Annotated in this window: 1 protein-coding gene; it reads right to left on the bottom strand. The window is 42.7% G+C overall.

Features of this window, described 5'->3' with window-relative positions; genetic code table 11:
* The coding region (locus tag ACVBIL_RS20585; RefSeq protein ID WP_447168793.1) for a tyrosine-type recombinase/integrase at positions 1 to 716 on the bottom strand (716 nt) is incomplete at its 3' end.
* Positions 717 to 1,036: the final 320 nt, after the last annotated feature.

A 1,036-nucleotide genomic window follows, 5' to 3' on the forward strand; every position in this document is an offset into this window, starting at 1 on the left:
ATACCCGCTTGCAGTTGATGAGTCGCGTAGGCATGCCGTAGACTGTGTGGGCTACAGGGTTTTGTTATTCCAGATAAACGGGCGGCGCTAGCTAATGCTTTGCGAAATGTGGACTCATGTAGTGGGTAACAAACACCATGATAACAAGAACTAAATAACCATTTTTCTGGTCGGTATTGCAGCCAGTATTGGCGCATGAACAACAGTAATGAAGTTGAGATGATCACCTGTCGATCTTTGGCCCCTTTACCTTGGCGAACTGTTAATAGTTGCCGCTGACCATCTATATCACTGACTTGCACATGGGTCAGCTCACTAACACGTAGTCCACAGCCGTAGCACAACGCCACCATTGCTCGTAGCTTGTTGGTTTTACAATAGTAAATTAAAGCTGAAATATCTTGCGCATTGAGTAGTTGTGGCAATTTATGTTGATGTTTAGGCAAGCTGATTGAGATAGTAAAATGACGGTGCAAAACGTGCTCAAAGAAAAAATGGATCCCATTGAGATGGAGTTTCAACGTCGCTCTACAGTGGTGTTTTTCGAGGTTCAAGTAGCGGAAGTAAGCTTCCAATTGTTTATCCGCAATATTCTCTAAATCTTGCCCAAAATACTTATACAGTTGATTTATGGCGTACAGATAAGAGTGCCGAGTTCGCTCCGAGTAACCCCGGAGGGTGATTTCTTCGTTGAATTGTTGCAGTAGTTGTTGCATGACATACCTCCTAAGCGGGGATATTCCCTAGAGGTAAGTGTGGAACAGTGAGTTAGCTTTGGGCTCCGCGCAGCGGCTTAGTTCAACATTTGTATAGTGCGCATGCGCGTTTATTTGGCAAAACACGCATGCACATTTAATAAACCTATTATTTAATTTTTACTGAAGAAAAGCTATTGATTTATAAGCACTCTACCAGAGTGTTGCTGGATAAACGCGCACAGGAATGAGCAAAGTGAGCATTGGTATTGATGTTGAATCGAAAGTAATTCGTGATTATTAATTATCGATTCGTAAAAGTAGGCCAACAGGCTCTTCAC

It is taken from the genome of Shewanella sp. 125m-7 (assembly GCF_052977045.1).